This window comes from Mixta calida, assembly GCF_002953215.1.
Classification (GTDB): Bacteria; Pseudomonadota; Gammaproteobacteria; order Enterobacterales; family Enterobacteriaceae; genus Mixta; species Mixta calida.
Genome location: NZ_CP026378.1, coordinates 2,991,141 through 3,010,338, shown reverse-complemented (window position 1 = coordinate 3,010,338; position 19,198 = coordinate 2,991,141). Strand labels below are relative to the sequence as shown.

Below are 19,198 nucleotides of genomic sequence, written 5' to 3'. Positions count from 1 at the left end.
TTATTGGTTACCTTGCTGCAGCAGTTCGTTGACATAGGCGTCAATGTCACTGGTGGTATTTTTGATGTTTAAATCGTCACTCGTTTTAATTTGCTGTTCCAGCTTTTCACAAAGCTCCTTGCCGGGCGCCAGATTTAGCATGGCAAATACCCCTTTCAGGCGATGTGCCGTCTGAGCAAGCGTCGCGTAATCCCTGTTCGACGCCTCAGTATACAGTCTCTCAACATCTTCCGGTACTGTCTCGACAAATAGCTGGTAGTAACCGCCGCTTAACATTGGGGCGGACTCTTCCGCGTCATCTTCCTCCATGATCGACATATCCTGTGAGAGTTGCTTCTCAATCAGCTGCAACAGCGCGTCCTGCAGAGCGCTACTGAGGTTAAAATTAACCCGGTACTGCTGTTCATTCAGAGCGGTAAAGCCCAGTTCATTATCCGTCAGCAACAGCGACCAGCCGGAAAGGCGCGCCGGATCGTCGGTGATCAGGATATCGTGCGTCAGGCCGGCTACGCGTTCGTCCGGCGTAATGCACTTCGCGCCCCAGTTTTCCAGCTGATGGGTCACGATCTTACGGATGTCATCGACGGCGATGTCGATAAGCATGGTGACATCTTCCAGCAGCTTCTCTTCCTGCTGCTGTTGATGTTCAGGCGGCACGTGCAGCAGAATGCTGTAGCGCGTGCCGATTTCAGGCCGCGCCACGATCTCCAGCTGCCCGCCCATCTGTTTGCACAGCTGGCGGCAGAGGAAAAAGGCGAGCCCCGAAGCCTGGCCGAAGCGATCCCCGGAGGTTTCGCCGAGGAACGGGAAATCGTTATTGCCCAGCTCATCGCGCGTCAGCCCCGCGCCGGTGTCGACGATCTGAATATTAAGCCGATCGGGACGGTCGGCGGGCGAATCGACTTCCACTGAAATCTTGCCCCAGCTGGTGGTGGTCAGCGAATAGTGCAGCAGGGTAGAGAGCACCTTATAGATGGCGCGGCTGTCGCCGAAGCGCATCTCGTCGCTGTTCAGATGGTTGCGCACCAGCAGCGTCAGCCCTTTGCGGCGCGACAGCGGCAGCAGCTCCAGCGTCAGCCTGTCGAGAAGCTCCTGCAAATTAAACGAACTGGCGTCCGGCGCCCAGTCGTGGGTCTCCAGACGATTCAGCAGCACGATATCATCCACCAGACGCGCCAGCGCCTGGCTGTTTTCCAGCGCGTCCAGCGCCTGGGCGTCGTCGCTGGCGTCGCTCAATGCCTGCAGCTGCGTCACCACCTCCTGTAACGGACGATGCAGCGCGTGACCCAGATTTTGCATCAGCTGCTGACGCAGCTGATGGTTGCGATCCAGCACCTGCTGCGCCTTCTGTAACTTCTTATTCACCAACAGCTCGCGATCCTGATCGCGCATCATAAACAGCTGCGTATGCGGCGAATGTTGGCTGCGGGCGTGACGGATCTCATATACCTCGTTATTCACCGTCGCCTGCAACACGCCCTGATGCTGATCGGACATATTGACGATCTTTTGCAGATTCAGATGCGGCAGCAGATGCTCGGCGATTTTGTTGCTGATGATGGTGCGGTTGCTGGCGAAATCATAGACCAGCAGACCGACCGGCAGGCTGGCGACAATCTCTTCATTGAGCATGCGCAGTGAATCCAGCTCGGCGCTCTTGTTTTCGCCCGGCCGCAGCGACTGCTGACGCAGCAGAAACAGCCCCGCCAGCGACATCAGCAGCAACAGCAGGTCAGCCAGCAGCGGCCACATCAGGTTGCGCAGCGTATCCCAGGCGAGGGTGCTGAGCGGAATGCGGTAGATCAGCTGTAGCGGCGTGCTGGGCAGCGACGCGGCGATCTCCACGTTCGGGTTGTTAAACGTAATGCGGGTATTCAGCATCTCGTCGTCGCTTTCCACCGGAGCGGTCAGCGTCGCGTCCTGCTTCAGCTGGAAATTCTCCATTGGCATATTGTGCGGGATCAGATCGTTGATCGGCATATCAAACGCCACCACGGTGGCGAGATGACCCGGCTGATTAAAGGTGGTGCGCACGGTAAAGTAGTGATCGTTTTGCCAGGCGAAACGGCGCAGCGGCGAAAAGCTTTCCCGCTCATCCAGCGCGTTCGCCTGTTGCAACATCTCGGTACGGCGCGCCTCGACGATATTGCTGATGGCGCTCTCTTTATAGCGCGTCGCCATATCTTTCAGCGGCAGGGTAGAGATCAGGATCAGGCTGTTATCCTGTCCGTTAAGAAAATACATCGACCAGGTGCTGTTTTCCGCGCCCCAAAGCGTATCCAGATAGTTAGACATGCGCAGCGTCATATCCAGCGTGCTGCTGTCGTGCGAACCGAAAATCAGCGCTTCGGTTTTACGGCGCGTTTTTTCCAGATAGTAAACGTCGGGACGCAGGCGCGTCTCCTGCAGGCTGGCCGAGGGCACGCTGCCCGCGGCGCTGGCCGCCAGATTCTCATAAATCTGCCAGGTGGCGAAACGATAGGTATCAATGCGTTTCTGCATCGCATGAGTGATATCCGCCATCGCATAGCGTTTCTCCATCAGCCAGGCATTAACCGCGTTATGCACCATAAAGCCCAGCGCCAGCAACAGCAGCAGGATAAACATGACGAAGAAACGCGTAACGTTGCTGGAGGATAAAGGAAACTTGTACATCATAGTGAGAGGGAGCACCTGATCATTTAACGTGTCACCAGCCGTGCGCTGGCAGCAACCGCCACCAGGAGAACCACGATGGCCGCGAAAGCGGTCACCAGACTAAATCCGTGAGCCACAAAACCAATTAACGCCGGACCTGCCAGAATACCGGCATAACCGATAGTTGTCATGGCTGAGATAGCAAGATTTACCGGCATGTCGGTCTGACGACCGGCGGCGCTAAATAAAATCGGTACCGTATTCGCCGCGCCGAAACCGATCAGTAAAAAGGAGAGAAGCGCGACGGCGACGTTATCCACGCTAATCAGCAGCAGCACGCCGAGCGCCGCGCACAGGCAGCCGCCAGCCAGTACCGCGCTGTTGCTGAAGCGGCTCACAATGCGATCGCCGGTAAGCCGTCCAATGCTCATGGCGACCGAGAAAACGGCGTAGCCAAGACCCGCCTGCGCTGCGGGCATCGCGCGTTCCTGCGTCAGCAGCAGCGCGCTCCAGTCCAGCACCGCGCCTTCGGTCAGAAACAGGATAAAACAGAGCAGGCCAAGGAACAGCACCCAGCCGCGCGGCGCGACAAACAGCGGCGTATCGGGCTGGTGCATCCGCTCCGTCAGCAGCCAGCGCTGACTGCCGAGCAGCAGCAGCGCCAGCAGCAGCAAAATCACCAGCACTGACTGCAACGGCGACAGGCCGAGCCAGAGCAGGGCGCTGACCAGCCCGGCGCCCACAATGCCGCCTACGCTGTAAAAACCGTGAAAACCGGACATCATGGTGCGTTCCGATGCCTTTTCCACCTCCACGGCCTGAATATTCATCGCCACGTCCAGCGTGCCGATAGCGGCGCCGAACAGCATCAGCGCGATCGCCAGCATCACCGGCGAGGAGAGGGTGGCCATCAACGGCAGCAGCACCAGAAGCAGCGCGGACGAGGTAAGGATTATCCGCTTGCAGCCCTGTTTGCCGACCAGCGCGCCGGTCAGCGGCATGGCGATCAACGATCCCGCGCCCAGGAACAGCAGCAGACCGCCCAGCGCCGCGTCGCTGACGGCCAGACGATCTTTCGCGTAGGGCACCAGCGGCGCCCAGGTGGACATGCCGATGCCGGCCACCAGAAAAATCATTCGGGTCGCCATCTGAGCGGCGGTCTGGCTTTTCAGCGGTTGTCCTGCTTCTGCCGACGTCATAAAGTGTTTTCCGTAATGCGCAAAGGGGTTCCTTTTTAACACAGAATAAGCTGGCAGAGCAGCGTTTCATCGGGAAGAGGGCGGCTACGGCCGTTCTGCGCCAGCAAGCTTATTAAACGATAAAACAGGGGTTGTTAATCAGTTTTCGCCGCCGGAGCGCTTTTTCAGGAAAGTTCCTGGCTAAAAGTCACAAAATCAGGCGCGTCACCTCGCCATAAGGCAAATTAAGGATAATGGCATTTCTGCGAAAGCGCCTGTTAAAGGTGAATGAAAACCGCGCCGAGGGCAGCAGAACCCCAGACGGCAGATTGTAGCAGTGTTCTGCCGCATACAGGCACGATCGCTTTCCTCAGGCTGCGCTTGTACTCAACAACGGGGCCGACGCGCCCCGTTTTTTACTGGTCGCCCGACGAAGCCCTCTTATTCCACACGATGTTGCCGATTTACTCAGCGTCGCCGTATTTTTCACCTACGGCTAAAGAGCGCGGGAAGCGCTGATTGAGGGAGTCGGCTACGCCAGAAACCGTGTTTTAGCCCCCAGGTTAATTCCTAAATATTCCCGCTGCGTAACAGTCAAAGACGGCACAGTGTTAAGCGGCAACTCTGCTTAACAAGGACAGCGGCGCTTCGCGCGCAGACAGCGTGATATCAGGCGCTTATCCAGCGCGCATGTAAAAAAAAGTAAAAGTGCGCTGCCCCATTCTGGTGCCATCGATTAATTTTATTAATCGATAAGATAAATTGATAAAGATGCTGGTCTTACCTGTTTTCTTTATATCTGGTCGCATATGACGGTAACTAACCGTTTTTAGGTAATGTTTCATTGCCTGGTTATTGGGCTGATTCAGCTCTGGTGCGCGCCAATCCTCCCTTTCAGGTTTTGAAAGGATAAATAAAGCTGTGCAATTCATCCCGGCTGCGGCCGCAGGGTGCGTCTGTCCACGGCAATTTTTCATCTGGCGCCACAGGAGATTTATTATGGCCAACACCACCGATCGTCAGCGGCTCGCCGCTGCGCTTCCTTTTTCTGACGCTACCCTGGTGACCCGTCTTGCGGCTGAAACGGATACCGCCTCGTCGCACGCGGCGACGACATCCTTATCCAGCTATCAACAGGATGACGCCCCGACGCGCGCGGCGGCGGCAGCGGACGAGACGATCACCATCAACCCGATCTCCATCGATAACACCATCGGCTATTACGAGCATGGCAACGCCACCGTGGTGTCCGGCTATGTGCGCCAGGGTAATCCAGGCGACACCGTTACCGTCACCCTGCACGGCAAAAGCTACAGCGGCACGCTGGGCAATGATGCGATGTGGTACGTTACCGTGCCGGAAAGCGATATCGCGCAAATCCCCAACGGCAAAGTGACCGTTAACGCCTCTCATATCGACAGTACGGGCGTGGCGCACGAGGCCACCAGCCAGATTAACCTGTTGGCGGGCACCGCAAGTCCGTCAGTGCCGACGCTGTTTCTTAACAAGGTGACCGGCGACGATGTGCTGAGCGCCGTCGAACGCGGCGGCGATCTGCTGATTTCCGGCTGGGGCCGCAATATCGGCGAAGGGTATGAGGTCACGGTAACGCTGAACGGCCATCAGTATCACGCCACCACCACCAAAGACAGCCGCTGGACCATCAGCGTGCCGCAGGAGGATGTGCAGGCGCTGCCGGAAGGAAAGATCACGCTGCTGGCTTCGCTCGGCCATGAGGCGCGCGTCGCAGAGGTGGCGAAAACCCTGACGCTGAATAACGAGGGCGCGGGCAAGGCGTCGCCGTCGCTGGAGATTGATACCGTATCCGCAGATGACACCATTAGCCTCTATGAAATCGGCGCCACGACTTTCCTTACCGGCCATGCCAGCAACATTCCGGCAGGCAGTCGCATTAAGCTGACCATTGCGGATAAAGTCTTTTATGGCGAAGTGACCAGCGACGGCGTCTGGAGCGTCAAAGTCGGACAGCTGTATAACGCCAAAAACGCCAATTCCACCCATGCGGTCGTCAGCTGGCAGGACAGCGACGGCAATGAGGTGGCCGCCAGTCGTGAAATCCATCTGGTGCCTTCAAGCTACCCTTATAAATATCCGATGGCGTTTCAGATCGATACCATCAGCGTTGACGGCAAGGTCGATGCGCAGGAAGGGCACAGCGATCTGATTATCACCGGCTCGAAATTCTCCGGTGAAAACCTTGGCTTCGGCGAGACGGTTTACGTCACGCTTAACGGCAAAACCTATACCGGCGTGGTGGAAGGCGGCAATTATGATAACCACTGGCAGATTACCGTGCCCGCCAGCGATGTACAGGCGCTGCCGCCCGGCAGCTATACGGTGATCGCCTCGATTAACGCCACGCTGAACACGGGCGAAAGTGTGAACAGCACCCAGACCAGGACTTTTACCGTACTGGACCCCGATCTGGCGTTTAATCCGATCTCAGTCAACAACGCCATCACGAATAATGAGCACGGCAACGCTACGGTCATTTCCGGCTACGCGTATCAGGGAACGCCAGGCGACACCGTGTTGATCACCCTGCATGGAAAAACCTACAGCGGTACGCTGGGTAACGACGGTATGTGGGCCGTCACCGTGCCGGAAAGCGATATCGCCGCCATTCCCGGCGGCAAAGTGACGGTCACCGCCGATCATACCGACAGCGCGGGCGTGGATCATCACGTCAGCACGCAGTTTACGTTGACCAACAGCAGCAATAAGGTACCGACGCTGGCGGTGAATAAAGTCACCGGCGATGACGTGCTGAGCGCCGTCGAGCGCGGCGGCGAGCTGCTGATTTCCGGCTGGGGCCGCTATATCGACAGCGGACATGAGGTGCAGGTGATGCTGAACGGCCACACCTACAGCACCAAAACCACCACTGACAGCCGCTGGGTGATTACCGTGCCGAAGGAAGATGTACAGGCGCTGCCGGACGGCCAGATTACGCTGATCGCCACCGCGTTCTACGGTGGGGCGAAGGAAGTGGCGCAGGTGGCGAAAACCCTGACGCTGAACCATAACGGCGAAGGCAACGAAACGCCGGTGTTAACCATCGATACGATTTCCGGCGACAACAACGTGGATGGCGGTGAAATCGCGGCGCCTTTCTATATTACCGGCCAGGCCACCGGCATTCCGGCGGACAGTACGGTGAAATTGACCGCCGGGGACAAAATATTTTTCGGCACCGTTACCAGCGAGGGCGTCTGGAGCGTCAATGTTCCCGATCTGTTTAGCGTCAAAAACGGCACCACGACCCATATTACCATCAGCTACCAGGATCAGGACGGCAATCAGTTTGCCGCTACGCGCGCGATTAAAACGGCGGCGGGCAGCTATCCCTATCATTATCCCATGATGTTTGAATTTGATCCGATCGGCGGCGACAACCATCTCAGCGGCGCGGAAAAGCATAGCGATCTGATTATCAGTTCCTCCCGCTCCTCCGGCGAGGGTCTGGGCATTGGCTCAACGGTGTACGTTACGCTGAACGGCAAAACCTACACCTCTGTCGTTGAAGCGGGCGAAGATGGGCAGGGCTACGATAACCACTGGCAGGTCACCGTGCCCGCCAGCGATGTGGAGGCGCTCGGGCCCGGCAGCTATACCGTCGTCGCCACGATGAGCGACTGGCTGAGCTGGAGCGGCTCGAATGTGACCCAGGTGCAGGCGAAGATTATTAACGTGGATGCCGATGGCGCGATGACCTTTAGCGATGTTCAGTCGACGCAGAGTCATGACGCCTCCGACGCGCTGGCCATGCACGCGGCAACGTTGACCGCCACGGAAACCGTGGGCGTTGACGATGGCGCCCAGCCGCTGGATACGGCGTCGCTCGGTCTGCACAGCGCCAGCCAGCCCTCGCTTGCCGCGCTGGTGGATCGCTTAACCGCCACCGATGCTGACGCCCAGACCAGAACAGATACGCAGGCAACCACCGGCGCAGAAACCTCAGGCCATAATGAGGAAACGGCGCTGCCGCCCGCTCCGGCGGATATGTGGCACGGCGTGACCGCTGTCGGCTACAGCACGGCGCAAAGCGAGGATGCCGCTCACCATGCGCCGACCACGGAAAATGCGCTGGCCGAGCTGCTGCAACAGCAGCATTTACAGCCGGTAGTCTGATAATAATGTTTAGTTCGTTTTAATATTCAAGTAATGTTACAAAATTGTTTTTTTTAATGACTTAGGCGGCCTTGTGCTGCCTTTGTCCTTTAACTGGCGCCTTTATACCAGTTAGTGAGAATGTGATTTATACCGCAAAATAGCTGACGGCAAAATTACGCAACTGATTAATAAAATGAATGGAATTCGGTAATGATTCGTGATGTTATTTTACCGGATATGAGTATCGCACGAGGGAACGGGTCCCGCCTCACGCGTACGAATAATAAAAAGGTTGATCGAGCTGCATGCGTAAAATCCTTGTTTCTCTTTGCCTGAGCGCCGCGTGGGGCTGCGCGGGGCATGTCGCCTGGGCCGTGTCAGAGCCTAAAGCCGAATTTAACTGGCGCGCCGCGCCCACGGAAGAGCAGATCGCCACGCTGACCCTGCGCGACGCCATCCTGCGCGCCTTCGCCCGTAACCCGCAGATCGCGCAGGCCGCCGCGCAGATTAACGTCGGCGAGGCGGAGCTGGACGCGGCGAAAAGCGCCTGGTATCCGCAGATTTCGCTACAGGGCACCGGCGGACGTTCGCATCAGACCGACTCCGCCGGCAGCCTCAACAACAGCGCCTCCGGCGGCGTCACGCTGAGCCAGCTGCTCTACGACTTTGGCCGCACCAGCGGCGCCATCAATGAACAGCATGCGCTGTCGGATGCTTACCGTTTCGCCCTGTTCGACACCATGACCACCGTCGCCGCCGATACGTTGCAGACCTATCTGGAAGTCAAACGCTATCAGGCGCTGGTGGCGTCGGCGCGCAAAAACATCGCCTCGCTGGAGCATGTGCGCGAAATCGCAACGCTACGCGCCGACGCCGGACTGAATTCCCAATCCGACGTGCTGCAGGCGGGCACGCGTCTGGCCGGTATGCGCGCCACGCTGGAGCAGTACCGCGCCCAGCAGCGCTCCGCCCAGGCGCAGCTCACCGTGCTGACCGGCGTGGTTTCCGACAACCTGCCGGAGCTGCCGGAAACGCTGCTGCAACAGCAGATAACGCTGGACAAGATCGCCTATGAAAAGAGCGCGGCGGTGCGCAGCGCGCAGGCGAGACAGGAGGCGGCGCGCGAGCGTATCAACCAGGCGGCGTCGAATCACTGGCCGACAATTAAGGTTGAGGCGGGGCGCACTCGCTATGAAAACGACGCTCGTTCTTACTGGGACGACGAACTGCAGCTGCGGGTAGAGGCGCCCATCTACCAGGGCGGGCTGGTCAACGCCAAAACCCGTTCGGCGGAGGCGGAACGCGAGGCGGCGCAGGCGGAGATTCAGCGCGCCAAGCTCGATATCAACCAGCACGCCTCCACCGCCTACGCCGATATGATCGGCGCGCAGCAGCGCCAGCAGGCAGGCGAAGCGCAGCTGGAAAGCGCGGAGCATACCCGCTCGGTCTACGCCGACGAATACCGGCTCAGCAAACGCAGCCTGAACGACCTGCTCAGCGTCGAGCAGGATGTGTTTCAGGCCGACAGCATGCGCATCAGCGCGCTCTACGACGGCTGGAACGCCACGGTGCGCTATGCCGCGGCGGTAGATAATCTGCTCGACATGATGGGCATCGATCGTGAAAAGAACAGCGGCGATCTGCTTCCTTCATTGCAGTAGGACGCGGGCGATAAAAAATGAATAAGGCAGCTACTATGACAACCTCGACCGAAAACTGGATTGCGGCGATGCTGCGGGTCGCCGCCCGCTTCGGCAAGCCCGCTGACGGAAAAACGCTGCGCCAGCAGATGCGCTGGTTTGAGCATCTGGCGCCGGAACAGCAGCTGGAGCGTCTGGCGGGTCTGCTGGGCCTGCACCTGACCATGACGCCGCGTGAAAAGCTGCGCTGGCGTCAGGAGGTGACGCCGGTGATCCTGCTGCTGGAGAACGGCAGCGTGGCGGTAGTGGAAGGGATCGACGCCGACGGACGCGCGCGCTACTGGCTGAGCGAAGGCGGCGACGTGGTGCGCGAAAGCGAACTGGCCGGGCTGCTGGCGCAGGCGCAGGGTCAGGTGGCGGTGCCCGGCGTGGCGGCGCGCGGCCGCGACGCGCGCATCGATGAGTTCGTGCGGCCTTACGAACAGCACTGGTTCTGGAAAAACTTTCGCGGCATGGGACGGCGCATCGCAGAGATCTCTCTTGCCTCGGTGGTCGGCAACGTGCTGGCGCTGGCGGGCATCCTGTTCTCGATGCAGATCTACGACCGCGTGATCCCGGCGCAGTCGGAGCCGACGCTTTGGGTGCTGTTCGTCGGCGTGCTGATCGCCGCGGCGGTTGAGTACCTGATCCGGCTAATGCGCACCCAGGTCTCCGATCTGATGGGCAAGCGCATCGATCTGAAAGTCTCGTCGATGCTTTTTGCGCGCGCGATGAATATCCGCAACGAGGCGCGGCCAAAATCGACCGGCTCTTTTATCTCCCAGCTGCGCGAGATCGACCAGGTGCGCGAGCTGCTCACCTCGACCACCGTCGGCGCGGCGGCGGATATCCCTTTTATTATTCTGTTCCTGTTCATTATGGGCTTTATCGGCGGGCCGCTGGTGATTATCCCGCTGCTGGCGATCCCGCTGATCGTCATCCCCGGCCTGCTGGTGCAGATCCCGATGGCGCGGCTGGCGAAAGAGGGGCTGCGCGAAGGCGCGCTGCGCAACGCGGTGCTGGTGGAAACCATCGAGGGCGTCGAAGACATCAAGGCGCTGCAGGCGGAACCCTATTTTCAGCGGCAGTGGGAGCAGACGCACGAGGTCAGCGCCGCCATCGGCATGAAACAGCGCCTGTGGGGCGCGCGGCTCACCGGCTGGGCTTCCTCGGTGCAGCAGCTGACCTACGCCGGAATGCTGGTGTTCGGCACCTATCTGGTGCTGGCGGGCGATATCACCACCGGTACGCTGGTGGCGAGCAGCCTGCTCTCCTCGCGCACCATCGCGCCGCTGATGCAGCTGACAATGATCTTTTCGCGCTGGCAGCACGCCAAAAGCGCCATGACCGGTCTCGACGAGCTGCTGAAAAAGCCGCTCGACCAGCCGGAGGCGGCGGAAATGGCGCACTGTCCGACGCTGACCGGCCATTACGATCTGCGCAACGTGCAGTACACCTATGACGATGAGAATGTCAAAAACGTGCTGAACATCGCGCAGTTGCAGATCAAGCCGGGCGAGCGCATCGCGCTGCTGGGCAAGGTGGGCGCCGGCAAATCGACGCTGCTGAAGCTGCTGGCAGGGCAGGCGAAGGCGTCGCAGGGCAAGGTGATCGTCGACGGCGTCGATATCAGCCGCATCGACCCGGTCGATCTGCGGCGGCAGCTCGGCTGGCTGTCGCAGGATTCGCGGCTCTTTTTCGGCACGCTGCGCCAGAACCTGATGCTGGGCAACCCGCACGCCAGCGAGCAGGAGATGTTGCAGGCGCTGCGCGTCAGCGGGGCGCTGAGCCTGGTGCAGCAGGACGCCGCCAGCCTCGATCGCATTATCAACGAAGGCGGACGCGGGCTGTCGGGCGGACAGCGGCAGATGGTGCTGCTGAGCCGCATGATCCTGCGTCAGCCGCAGGTGGTGCTGCTGGATGAGCCGACCGCCTCGATGGATGAGCAGCTGGAGGAGCATGTGATTCGGCAGATGAAAAGCTGGCTGAGCGGCCGCACGCTGGTGCTGGTCACGCACCGTCCGGCGCTGCTGAAGCTGGTGGACAGGATCGTGGTGATGGATAACGGGCGTATTGTGGCGGACGGCCCGCGCGATGACATACTGCGCGCCGCCGGCGCGGTAAAACCGACGAAAGGAGACGCGGCATGAGCCAGGTGACGGTAGAATGCGAACTGAAAAAGCGCGAACGCAATACGTCGCTGATTATCTGGATCTGCAGCGCGGCGCTGTTGATTTTTCTGGTGTGGGCGCACTTCGCCGTTCTCGATGAGGTGACGGTCGGCACTGGCAAGGTCACGCCTTCGACGCGCGCGCAGGTGATCGAGAGTCTGGACGGCGGCATCGTCAACCAGCTTAACGTGCATGAAGGGGATATTGTCGCCAAAGGACAGATTCTGGCGCGCCTCGATCCGACGCGCTTTCAGTCCAACTTCGGCGAGGCGCAGGCGAAAGTGCGCACGTTGCGCGCTTCGGCGGAGCGGCTGCGCGCCGAGCTGACCGGCGCGCCGTTGCAGTTCAGCGCCGACACCTTACAGGAGCCGGAGCTGGTGGCGCGCGAAACGCAGCTGTTTGAGTCGCGGCGGCGCAACCTGCTGGAAACCGTCAGCAACCTGCAACAGTCGCTGAAGCTGGTACAGGCCGAACTGCGTATGACTGAACCGCTGGTGGCGAAGGGCGCGGCGGGGGAGGTGGAGGTGATCCGCCTGCGTCGTCAGGTCAGCGAGCTGCGCGGCAAAATCGATGAGGCGCGCAATGAATATGCGGTACGCGCGCGCGAAGAACAGGTGAAAAACAACGCCGAGCTGGACGCGCAGCTGCAGGTGCTGACCGGTAAAGAGGATCAGCTGACGCGCGCCACGCTCTACTCGCCGGTGCGCGGCATCGTTAAGGATATACAGATCACCACGGTCGGCGGCGTATTGCAACCGGGCGGCAAGCTGATGGAAATTGTGCCGCTGGAAGATCAGCTGCTGATCGAGACGCGTATTAACCCGCGCGATATTGCTTATATCCGTCCCGGTCTGCCGGCGGTGGTGAAGATCACCGCCTATGACGCCTCTATCTATGGCGATCTGCAGGGTGAAGTGGAAACCGTATCACCTGATACGTTGCAGGATGAGGTGAAACGCGATCAGTACTATTACCGCGTCTATGTGCGTACGCAAAAAGCGGAGTTGGTTAATCGCGCCGGACGTAAATTCCCGATTGTGCCAGGCATGGTGGCGAACGTGGAAATTAAAACCGGGCAGAAGTCGGTGATGGATTATTTGATTAAGCCGCTGAATAAAGTGAAAGAGGCAATGCGAGAACGTTAATTCAGGTGATTAACTTTACAAAAAATGACAATATAGCGGGAAATAAAAAAAGCCGGACAATCAATGTCCGGCTGAAAATAAGGGTAAAACAGCTCATTCGGGGTGAATGAAGGTAATAATGAAATAAAATGATGATAGCGGGATCTATTTTATAACCTGAATAGAGAATGTTTTTATCATTCAGTGCTTAAACTGCACCTTTGTTTAACTCGCTGAATACTATAGTTACAGATATTTCTTATCAATACGTGCGCTATTTTTTAACGCTGCGTGCTGCGTAAAAGTTCCCCGTTATTTACATTTTTTAGGATTAAAAAAATATAACGAAACAGCTTTGGAAATTTAGTAGCATTTTCGTGATGGATTATTACCCTTGGTGACTGAACAATGAGGTGCCGACTGAAAATTAGACATTCGGCACGCAGTGGCAATCAAAAGAAATTTAACCAGAGGGTAACAAAAATGAAACGTCGCATTCTCTCCCTGATGGTCCCGGCGCTGTTGGTAGCAGGCTCCGCGGGCGCAGCCGAGATCTATAATAAAGACGGCAACAAACTTGACCTGTTCGGCAAAGTGGACGGTCTGCACTATTTCTCTGACAACGACGGCAACGACGGCGACAACTCTTATGTGCGTTTCGGCTTTAAAGGCGAAACCCAAATCTCCGAACAGCTGACCGGCTACGGCCAGTGGGAGTATCAGGTCGCCCTGAACCACTCTGAAGCTGAAGGCACCAAAGATTCCTATACCCGCGTCGGCTTTGCCGGCCTGAAATTCGGCGACGCCGGTTCTTTCGACTACGGTCGTAACTACGGCGTGGCTTACGATATCGGCGCATGGACCGACGTGCTGCCGGAATTCGGCGGCGACACCTACGGCGCGGACAACTTTATGTTCCAGCGCGCTAACGGCGTAGCGACCTACCGCAACAACAATTTCTTCGGCCTGGTGGATGGCTGGAATTTTGCCGTGCAGTATCAGGGCAAAAATGACAGCAACCCGGAACTGGACGGCGCGCGTAAAGCAACCGCGCAGAACGGCGACGGCTGGGGTCTGAGCACCACCTACGATCTGGGCAACGGCCTGGGCCTGGGCGCGGCGATGTTCCAGTCTGACCGCACCAACTATCAGAACAGCGGCGCGATCCTGGGCCACGGCGACAAGGCGGAAGCCTATACTGGCGGCCTGAAATATGACGCCAACAATATCTACCTGGCAGCGATGTATACCCGTTCCTATAACGCGACCCGCTTCGGCGACGCCGATCAGGCGGCTTACGGCTTCGCGGATAAAGCGGATAACTGGGAGCTGGTTGCGCAGTATCAGTTCGATTTCGGTCTGCGCCCGTCTCTGGCGTATGTCACTTCCCGCGGCACCGACATTGAGGGTTGGGGCAAGCAGAACCTGAAAAAATATATCGACGTAGGCGCGACTTACTACTTCAACAAAAATATGTCTACCTATGTTGATTATCAGATCAACCTGCTGGACGACAATGCGTTCACCGACGCCGCCGGCATCAACACCGACGACGTGGTTGCGCTGGGGCTGGTTTACCAGTTCTGATGTGACAGTTTCCTGCATGGCGACGCCTGGCGTCGCCTTTTTTATGGGCGCTTATCTGTAACGTCGGGCCGATCGTCGGGGGAAACGTCACGAGGCGCTGCGGCCTGCGTCGCCTCTCCGTCATCCAGCGCCGCCCCCCACATCCCTTCAAATGCCGTTCCGCTCAGCGTAAAGCTGCAACAGGTCAGCAGCCTCGTTAAGCCGCCTGTTAAGTCATCTGGTTGTATATCGCGCATAGTGACCCCGCTACGTTAAGAGATAACAGGGATCAAGCACATCCTGTGCCAGATTTTGCGGCAGATTAAGACGACGTTTAGGCACGTTTGTTAATATGACGCGGGCGAAGATGGTGCAGACCAGGCCGCTGCGGTGCAGCGGCGAAGATTAGCGGCGTCGCGGACGCTGAAATGTGCGGACACGCGTGCTGCGGTAATACTTCACAGCGGAAAAAATGGCGACTGCGGTCAGTATCAGCAGCAGTATAAGGCTTTGCATCAGACTCTCCTTGTTATGTGTTGCAGTTCAAACGCCCTGAGACGCCCGTTTCAACGCGTAGTCTGACGGCTTGCGCCTGCGCGCGCAAGCAAACAGAAAAGACTTTACACCGATTATGTTTTGCACTGTCGGTTAACAAAACGAAATATAAAGGCACGAGAGATGAAAAGAGTATCGCTGACGGCGGTGTTGCTGCTGGGATTGCTGGCGGCAGGCTGCGACCAGCAGAAAGATGAGGCCGACACAGGCGTAGTGCTGGAAGGCAAAACCATGGGCACGCAATGGCGCGTCAGCTTGCCGGGCGTGACGGCGGCGCAGGCGGCGGCGCTGCGTGAGAAAATACAGCAGCGGCTGGATAATGATGATCAGGAACTCTCGACCTGGAAAAAAGATTCGCTGTTGTCGCGCTTCAATCAGGATCGCACTACGCAACCTCAACCGATCAGCAGCAATATGGCGGACATTATTACCGTCGCGCTGCGTATCGGCAGGCTGACCGATGGCGCAATGGATATTACCGTCGGCCCGCTGGTGAATCTCTGGGGCTTCGGCCCCGACCAGCAGCCGCCCCATACGCCGTCACTGGCGGATATCGCCGCGGCGAAGGCGCTTACCGGCTTGCGGCATTTGCAGGTAATCGAACGCGCCGACGGCGCCTGGCTGCAAAAAGATTTACCAGGGCTGTATGTCGATCTCTCCACCATGGGCGAGGGCTTCGCCACCGATCATCTGGCGCGGCTGATGGAGGAGGAGGGGATCACCGACTATCTGGTGTCGGTGGGCGGCGCGGTGCTGACGCGCGGCGCCAACGTCGGCGGCAAAGCCTGGCGGGTGGCGATTCAGAAACCCACCGACCAGGAAAACGCCGCGCAGGCGCTGGTCGATCTTCAGGGGCACGGCATCAGCACCTCCGGCAGCTATCGCAACTATTATGAACTGGACGGCAGACGCATTTCGCATGTGATCGATCCGCAGACCGGTCAGCCGATCGAGCATCGTCTGGTTTCCGCTACGGTGATCGCCACCACTGCGCTGGAAGCGGACGGCTGGGATACCGGGCTGATGGTGCTGGGCACCGAGAAGGCGAAGGCGCTGGCGCTGCGCGAACATCTGGCGGTCTACCTGATCACCAAAGAAAAAAAGGGGTTCAGCAGCTGGATGTCGCCGCAGTTTCGCGCGTTTCTGTTGCAGCAGGCCCCGGACGCCCGCTAGCATGATGCTATATTCACGCTGAACACCGGAGCGACCATGTTAGATCTCTTTAGCGACGAAGCGCCCTGGTCCGAGCCGCTGGCGGAGGGTGCGATGATACTGCGCCGCCGCGCCCATGCGCAGGGCGAAATGCTGCTGGCGCTGATTGAACAGCTGGCGCAGCAAAACCCGTTTCAGCACCGGATTACGCCGGGCGGCCATCGCATGTCGGTTGCGATGACCAACTGCGGCGATCTTGGCTGGTCCAGCGATGCGCGCGGCTATCAGTACAGCGGCGAGGATAACCTGACCGGTCGCCGCTGGCCGCCGATGCCGGAGGCGTTTCGCGCCCTGGCGCTGGCGGCGGCGCAGGAGGCGGGCTTTAAGCACTTTCAGCCCGACGCCTGTCTGATCAATCGCTATGAGCCGGGCGCGAAGCTGTCGCTGCATCAGGATAAAGATGAGAAAGATCTGCGCCAGCCGATCGTTTCCGTTTCTCTCGGTCTGCCGGCGGTATTTCAGTTCGGCGGCTTCGAGCGCGGCGACGCCGTGCAGCGCGTGCTGCTGGAGCATGGCGATGTGGTGGTGTGGGGCGGTCCGTCGCGGCTGCGCTTCCACGGCGTTCTGCCGGTAAAGCCGGGCGTTCATCCGCTGGCGGGACCTTACCGTTACAATCTGACCTTCCGGCGCGCGCGCTGATGCCATACGCCGTTCGGCTTCGCTGCGCACGGCCGACCCTTCGCCGCGCCGGGGCCGCCATCCTCATTCCTTCATCCTGCGCCAGTTGAGAATTATTATTGCTATCGATTGGCTTCTCATTAAACTGCAGGCTGCTTTGGACTTTATCAGGATGCAGTTATGGAGTTGCTGTCAGTCGTTTATAAACAGTACCGTTTGCCGTTTATCGCCGTTATCTTGCTTAACCTGTTGAGCGCAGCGCTCGGCATTGGAATGATCGCCTGGATTAACCGCGAGCTGATCGTCAGCGTCAACGCTTCGATGACGGTGCTGCCGCAGTTTCTTGGCCTGCTGCTGCTGCTGATGGCGGTCACCCTGGCGTCGCAGCTGGCGCTGACGCTGCTGGGCCACCATTTCGTCTGGCGTCTGCGCGGGCAGTTTATTAAGCGCATCCTTGATACCCAAATTCAGCGCATCGAGCAGATCGGCAGCGCGCAGCTGCTGGCGGGCCTGACCAGCGACGTGCGCAACATCACTATCGCCTTTGTGCGCCTGCCGGAGCTAATTCAGGGCATTATCCTGACTATCGGCTCGGCGGCCTGGCTCGCCTGGCTCTCGCCGCGCATGCTGATGATTACCGCGATCTGGGTCGCCGTGACGATTATCGGCGGCTGGCTGCTGGTGTCGCGCGTCTATCGCCATATGGCGACGCTGCGTGAAACGGAAGATCGCCTCTACGCCGATTACCAGACGGTAATCGACGGACGCAAAGAGCTGGCGCTGAACCGCGAGCGTGCGCAGCTGATTTACGACACCGTCTATCAGGAGGACGCCAACACCTATCGCCACCATATCGTGCGTGCCGACACTTACCATCTCAGCGCGGTGAACTGGTCGAATATTATGATGCTGGGTGCTATCGGCATGGTGTTCTTTATGGCTAACGGCCTCGGCTGGGCGAATACCGCCGTCGCCGCTACCTATTCCCTGACGCTGCTGTTTTTGCGTACCCCGCTGTTACAGGCGGTAGGCGCGCTGCCGACGCTGCTGAGCGCGCAGGTCGCTTTTAATAAACTGCGCGCTTTCCAGCTGGCGGAGTGGCGCGAGCAATTTGCGCCGTTGCCGGCCGTGAGCGACTGGCAGACGCTGGAGCTGCGCGATGTCGTTTTTCATTATGGTCATAACGGCTTCCGCGTCGGTCCGATCAACCTGACCTTAAAACGCGGCGAGCTGGTGTTTTTAATTGGCGGCAACGGCAGCGGCAAATCGACGCTGGCGATGCTGTTGACCGGACTTTATCAGCCAGTTTCCGGCACTATCCTGGTGGATGGCGAAGAGATGCGCGACAGCGAACGCTATCGTCAGCTTTTTTCCGCCGTCTTTACCGACGTGCATCTGTTCGATAGGCTTATCGGCCCCGGCGCGCTACCGGCCAATCCTGCGCTGGTGCAGCAGTGGCTGGAGAAGCTGAAAATGCAGGATAAGCTGAAGCTGGAAGGCAACCGGGTGCTGAATTTGCAGCTGTCGAAAGGGCAGAGCAAGCGACTGGCGCTGCTGCTGGCGGCGGCGGAGCAGCGCGATATTCTGCTGCTGGACGAATGGGCGGCCGATCAGGACCCGCATTTTCGCCGTATTTTTTACCGCGAGCTGCTGCCGTGGCTACAGCAGGGCGGCAAAACCATTTTTGCCATCAGCCATGACGATCACTACTTTACCCATGCCGATCGGCTGCTGGAGATGCGTGACGGGCAGCTGTATGAGCTCACCGGCAGCGAAAGAGAGAAGGCGACGCTGGATGCGGTGCAGCGCACCGATACCGGACGCTAAACGAAAGCGCGCCCTGGCCTGATAACGGTCGGGGCGACAAAAGATGACGACGTCGGGGAAATCACGGTTCGCTGCGCAGAAAAGCACTGACGGCGGCGGGCGTAGCACGATAAGGCCAGCGCTATCAGCGAATCTGGCCTGCGGTTGGCGCGGTTCGGCAAGGCGGGTTTAATCGTTCGGCGGGATAGCGAAGCCTTTAACCGACACCACGAAATGACGCTGAGTGCGGGTGATTTTCGCGCCGCGTTCGCACCAGTGGCTGGCGAGACGGAAAAAATCATCGCTGCCTATTTCCCAATCCAGCTCCACTTTATTGATGCCCGAATGCAGCAGCGCCTCGGTATCCTGCAAATTCTTTGCTTTCACGACTGCCATCGTTTGGTTCCCGTTCCGTTCAACTGGCATCAGGCTAGGGCAGTTGTGTGACAATTATGTGAAATTTTGATGAATATAAAGTTTCATAAATAAAAATATCGACGCAGAGAACATGATGACGC

General features: G+C 58.6%; 11 protein-coding genes. 8 read left to right on the top strand and 3 right to left on the bottom strand.

The window, feature by feature from the left end; all coding sequences use genetic code 11:
• Complete coding sequence (gene rcsD, locus C2E16_RS14305) at positions 1–2,658, bottom strand: phosphotransferase RcsD (protein ID WP_084971126.1); 2,658 nt, start codon at positions 2,656–2,658, stop codon at positions 1–3.
• Between the two features lie 23 nt (positions 2,659–2,681).
• The gene (locus C2E16_RS14300) at positions 2,682–3,836 is read right to left on the bottom strand and encodes an MFS transporter (protein ID WP_038625141.1); all 1,155 of its coding nucleotides are present in this window, start codon (positions 3,834–3,836) and stop codon (positions 2,682–2,684) included.
• Positions 3,837–4,814: 978 nt separating this feature from the next.
• Here C2E16_RS14300 and C2E16_RS14290 point away from each other — a divergent pair.
• The 8 genes from C2E16_RS14290 to C2E16_RS14255 all read left to right on the top strand — a co-directional run bounded on the left by C2E16_RS14290 (position 4,815) and on the right by C2E16_RS14255 (position 18,701).
• On the top strand, positions 4,815–7,967 hold the full coding sequence (locus C2E16_RS14290) for a hypothetical protein (protein ID WP_084971122.1): 3,153 nt from the start codon (positions 4,815–4,817) through the stop codon (positions 7,965–7,967).
• A 287-nt stretch (positions 7,968–8,254) separates the two neighbouring features.
• Positions 8,255–9,610 (top strand): TolC family outer membrane protein, encoded by a 1,356-nt coding sequence (locus C2E16_RS14285; protein ID WP_052133874.1) that lies wholly within the window; start codon positions 8,255–8,257, stop codon positions 9,608–9,610.
• Between the two features lie 35 nt (positions 9,611–9,645).
• Complete coding sequence (locus tag C2E16_RS14280; protein WP_038625145.1) at positions 9,646–11,778, top strand: type I secretion system permease/ATPase; 2,133 nt, start codon at positions 9,646–9,648, stop codon at positions 11,776–11,778.
• Positions 11,775–12,944 (top strand): HlyD family efflux transporter periplasmic adaptor subunit, encoded by a 1,170-nt coding sequence (locus C2E16_RS14275; RefSeq protein ID WP_084971234.1) that lies wholly within the window; start codon positions 11,775–11,777, stop codon positions 12,942–12,944. The genes C2E16_RS14280 and C2E16_RS14275 overlap by 4 nt, the downstream gene beginning before the upstream one ends.
• A 462-nt stretch (positions 12,945–13,406) precedes the next feature.
• Positions 13,407–14,510, top strand: a complete 1,104-nt coding sequence (gene ompC / locus C2E16_RS14270; RefSeq protein ID WP_084971232.1) for a porin OmpC — start codon at positions 13,407–13,409, stop codon at positions 14,508–14,510.
• A gap of 657 nt (positions 14,511–15,167) precedes the next feature.
• Positions 15,168–16,217: an FAD:protein FMN transferase ApbE gene (apbE, locus tag C2E16_RS14265; RefSeq protein WP_038625151.1), complete on the top strand. Its 1,050-nt coding sequence runs from the start codon at positions 15,168–15,170 to the stop codon at positions 16,215–16,217.
• A gap of 36 nt (positions 16,218–16,253) precedes the next feature.
• A complete protein-coding gene (gene alkB, locus C2E16_RS14260; protein WP_038625153.1) occupies positions 16,254–16,895 on the top strand; it encodes a DNA oxidative demethylase AlkB in 642 nt (213 codons plus the stop codon).
• Between the two features lie 159 nt (positions 16,896–17,054).
• On the top strand, positions 17,055–18,701 hold the full coding sequence (locus C2E16_RS14255) for a multidrug ABC transporter permease/ATP-binding protein (protein ID WP_084971230.1): 1,647 nt from the start codon (positions 17,055–17,057) through the stop codon (positions 18,699–18,701).
• Positions 18,702–18,869: 168 nt separating this feature from the next.
• On the opposite strand, the gene C2E16_RS14250 is transcribed toward C2E16_RS14255, so the two are convergent.
• Positions 18,870–19,076, bottom strand: coding sequence for a hypothetical protein (locus C2E16_RS14250; RefSeq protein WP_038625157.1), 207 nt, complete (start codon positions 19,074–19,076; stop codon positions 18,870–18,872).
• Positions 19,077–19,198: the final 122 nt, after the last annotated feature.